This window comes from Plectonema cf. radiosum LEGE 06105, assembly GCF_015207665.1.
In the GTDB taxonomy this organism is placed as follows: Bacteria; Cyanobacteriota; Cyanobacteriia; order Cyanobacteriales; family Nostocaceae; genus Rivularia; species Rivularia radiosa_A.
In genome coordinates this window covers 1-4,075 of the sequence record NZ_JADEWL010000263.1, presented here as the reverse complement: position 1 = coordinate 4,075, position 4,075 = coordinate 1, and the positions used below count along the sequence as shown (strand labels likewise).

The window sequence follows — 4,075 nt, the reverse complement described above, 5'->3', positions numbered from 1 at the left end:
GATGGGGGGATGGGGGGACAATTACCTATTACCCATTACCTATTACCTATTACCTATTACCCATTACCCATTACCCATTACCCATTACCCCCTGAAAAAGTCAATTTCAACCAAGGTTTAATGCTTGTGGGTAACTGAGAATTCAAGCGTAATTTAATTTGCGATGTAGAAAAAGATTGAGCGTAGGTAGGGGTTAGAAATGGTTGATAATTTTTTGCTTCCGGTGTAAGTTGTTTGACGAATGCTACACTTACACCTTTAAGTAATTCTCGTAAAGGTCTAGCTTCTATTCCCCGCCGCTCTTTAAGAATATTTGTAGCCGAATTTACATAAAGATTCTCGTCACTTATACTCAGATGCGTGCCGCCAATTGCTGTTAATAAATACTTTTCTCCGCCCAATTGATTAAAAGGCTGTATCTGATGTGTCAGGGCTGGTGTCAGCGCATCTTCGGTTCCGGTTAAGATTAAAACTGCTTTGTTAATTTTACTTAAACCTTTGTCACCAAAGAGTTTACCTACCATGGGATTAAGCGCGATCGCACTTTTAACTCGTTGGTCTCCCAATTGTAATTTGTTTTCTGATAAGGAGGCTGCGGCACATTCTAACCAGTCAGCGGGTGCGTTAGCAATAGTCAACGAATTGTTACAGGATTGTTTTAATTGTTGGATGTTGACTTCTCCTCCGACTACTGCTAAAGCTGTATAACCTCCTAAAGAATGTCCGATAACGCTTACTTGTTGAGTATTTAATTGTCCTTGAAGTTTTCCTGGTTGATTATTCAGTTGTGTTAATTCATCTAGTAAAAAGCTAATATCTTTTGGTCGGTTTATAAACTCAGTAGCGTTGAGCAATTTTTTTAAGTCGGCTGCATTTTTGGCTTGATTAATAGCTGTAGCGTTGCTACCTGGATGTTCAATAGCCGCGACGCTAACCCCGTAAGAAGCCAAATGATTGGCTAAGTAAGCTAAATATTTGCGATTTGCACCGAAACCGTGGGATATCACAACTAATGGCTGTTGCGATTGTTTGACTCCACTGGAATAAATATCTACGGAAATAGTGCGGTTTCGCTTTGTATCTCGTAAGGTAATTGTTTGCTGTTCGACTGCTTGTTTGCCAATATTTGCTGGATTGAAAGTTTGAAGATTTTGTTTATAGTCTGTTTGATTTTTGACAAATAAGTCTCGCGCCAGCAAAGCACCAAGAGCTTGACTTTGTAAACGATTAGGGTTGAATTCTACTGCTAAACTCATGGCTTTTGTGGCATCTACGGTAACATTTGTTTTGGGATATGCCCGTAAAAAACCAAGTACACTCAAGCCATTAACTTGTCTTAAAGCTAAACTAACCGCACCTTCAACACTTTCAATACTCGAACCTGGTAAAGCCGCTTTTAATGAACCTATTAATTGTCTACCAACGGAGGTTTTCTGCAACTCTTGGCTAAAGTTATCGGCTGTTTTGGGATCTATTTCTAAACGTCGCTGCAATAATCCTTGCATTCCACTGGGAAGAAAAGGTGATAAAATTTGCAGTGAAGACGGTAGTTTTCCTGTTTTGGCAAATTCTTCCAAATCGGCGATCGCCACAGATTGTTCAAAGGGACCTAAGCGAATGGTAACAGTTTGGGCAGCAAAGGCTGAAGGTATACCCAGGGAAGTGCAACAAGCAAAGGTTAAGCCGCACAACAAACCTTTTACCTGGGATACTCGTTGTGGAAATCGTCGGGAGTGCTTGAATAACATATCGCTCACTAGTTTATATTTAACGATTGTTGGAAAAAATTTCTGTTCCCTACCGCTGTAACTACTGAACAATAAATGCTAAAAAGAAGCAATCCCAACAGTTATAACCTATCGGCATTGCTTCTTTGCTGTTTAGTTTTTTTACAATTACTTCTTAGGAGAAAGCAACATCATCATGTTTCTTCCCTCTTTTTTGGGATATTGTTGCACCTCAGCTTCAGCTTCCAAATCTGTAGCCATCCGTTTAAGCAAAATTTCTGCCAAATCGGTATGTTGAATTTCTCTACCCCGGAACATCACCGTGGCTTTCACTTTATCACCATCTTTGAGAAAGCGCTTCGCTTGGTTAACACGCACGTTGTAATCGTGTTCTTCTATTTTGTAGCGCATTTTCACTTCTTTTACATCAGCCGTGTGTTGCTTTTTGCGAGCTTCTCGCGCCTTTTTCTCTTGCTCAAACTTGAATTTACCGTAGTCCATAATCCGGCAAACCGGAGGATCGGCTTTATCGCTCACCAGCACTAAATCGAGTTCTTTCTCATCGGCTCTAGTCAGTGCATCTTGGGGAGTCATGATTCCCAACTGAGCGCCATCAGTATCAATAACCCGAATTTTTGGAAAGCGAATTCTTTCGTTGATTTGAGGTAAGTCGCGACTTCTTCTTTTCTCTATCACAGGCATATATGAATGATTTTGGGGAAGTTATGGTTAATAGTTTGGTTTTGGGTATGGAATTTGTATCTCACAAGCAAAAAAACCTATGGGAATTTTTGCAAACAATGAGTATATATCTAGGGTAGCTAATCCATAAAGGTAAAAATCGTTTTACTTATTTTTATTCTACCCACTTTCGAGAGGGTTTAGCTCTATCGCTCTACAGATAAAGTTACGCGATCGCAACAGAGATTAATTATTTTAATTTTTTTGTGTCAAAACATTAACGCTATATACATTACGTATCTCTACAATGATAACACCATGAAATATAAAATACACATATCTTAAAGGAAAGTCTAATTAACTACTTAAATATAAAAAATCTAAATTATTAATTTTGGAATATCAAAATGAATCATGTTTGTAAAATGGAAGATATCAAATTATATTGCACATACAGGCTTAAAGGTATAAAAATTAGATTAAGTTGAGAACCTGATCCACCCCAGTTACTTATATCTTCTAGTTACAATGCTCAACTTAGCAATTATGAATTTGCAGGCTGATCTTGAATAAATTAATCAAATTTAACATAAAATCATCTTATAGCATCATCAGAAAAAGGTATTTTTTAGAGGTTTAGTTGATAAATGGATTGGCAGCAAAAAGTTGGGAACCAGCGGGATTGGGTTTGGCGGGGTTGGCAAACTCGGTATACATATATACGCCCTCAGTATTCAGTAGAAAATAATTCTGTAAAATCTTTACCTTTAATGTTGCTGCATGGATTTGGTGCAAGCATCGGTCATTGGCGGCATAATTTGGAAATATTAGGCGATCGCCATACAGTTTATGCTCTGGATATGTTGGGTTTTGGAGCTTCAGAGAAAGCACCCGCTAAGTACAGCGTGGATTTATGGGTAGAGCAAATATACGAATTTTGGAAAACATTTATTCGTAAACCAGTAATATTAGTGGGTAATTCTATCGGTTCGCTGATTTCCTTAGCCACTGCGGCAAAATATCCCGAAATGGTGGAAGGTGTAGTAATGATGAGCTTACCAGACCCGACCTTAGAAAAAGAAGCTATTCCTGCATTTTTATATCCCCTAGTCGCAACAATCAAAAATTTTGTTGCAAATCCCTTATTAATCAAACCAGTATTTTACTTGTTACGCCGACCGAGTGTATTACGTCGTGGAGCAATTTTCGCTTACGCTAATCCCGAAGCCGTTACCGACGAACTGATAGACATATTAGCAAAACCTGCTCAAGATAGAGGTTCAGCTCGTGCTTTTACCGCTCTTTTCAAAGCTACAACCAACCCAGATTACAGCCCAAATGTCAATAAATTGTTATCAACCTTAAAAATTCCCATGCTTTTAATTTGGGGAGAAAAAGACAGAATTATTCCCTACGCACTTGCTTCCGGATTTGTTCGTCACAACGAAAACTTAGAGTTAATTACCTTAGAAAACGTTGGTCATTGTCCCCATGATGAATGTCCCGAACAAGTAAACCAAGCGATTTTAGATTGGATTGAAAGAGTGAGGAGTTAGTTTATAGATAGTTGATGGTTGATAGTTGATAGTGGTTAGTTGATGGTTGATAGTTGATGGTTGATAGTTGATAGATAGTTGATGGTGGTTATTAATTTCTCCCCATCCTGT

General features: G+C 38.5%; 3 protein-coding genes. 1 reads left to right on the top strand and 2 read right to left on the bottom strand.

Annotated elements, in window-relative coordinates; translation table 11 throughout:
* Positions 1–77: 77 nt before the first annotated feature.
* Together IQ247_RS31645 and infC are read right to left on the bottom strand one after the other, a co-directional pair.
* Complete coding sequence (locus IQ247_RS31645; protein WP_193926149.1) at positions 78–1,748, bottom strand: alpha/beta hydrolase; 1,671 nt, start codon at positions 1,746–1,748, stop codon at positions 78–80.
* Between the two features lie 147 nt (positions 1,749–1,895).
* A complete protein-coding gene (infC, locus tag IQ247_RS31640) occupies positions 1,896–2,429 on the bottom strand; it encodes a translation initiation factor IF-3 (protein WP_193926147.1) in 534 nt (177 codons plus the stop codon).
* A 626-nt stretch (positions 2,430–3,055) separates the two neighbouring features.
* Between infC and IQ247_RS31635 the strand changes: the two genes are divergently transcribed.
* Positions 3,056–3,964, top strand: coding sequence for an alpha/beta fold hydrolase (locus IQ247_RS31635; RefSeq protein ID WP_193926145.1), 909 nt, complete (start codon positions 3,056–3,058; stop codon positions 3,962–3,964).
* Positions 3,965–4,075 lie beyond the last annotated feature (111 nt).

Excerpts from the sequence above, each read along its gene's own strand:
- IQ247_RS31645 (WP_193926149.1), bottom strand. The coding sequence starts at position 1,748 with ATGTTATTCAAGCACTCCCGACGATTTCCACAACGAGTATCCCAGGTA.
- infC (WP_193926147.1), bottom strand. The coding sequence starts at position 2,429 with ATGCCTGTGATAGAGAAAAGAAGAAGTCGCGACTTACCTCAAATCAAC.
- IQ247_RS31635 (WP_193926145.1), top strand. The coding sequence starts at position 3,056 with ATGGATTGGCAGCAAAAAGTTGGGAACCAGCGGGATTGGGTTTGGCGG.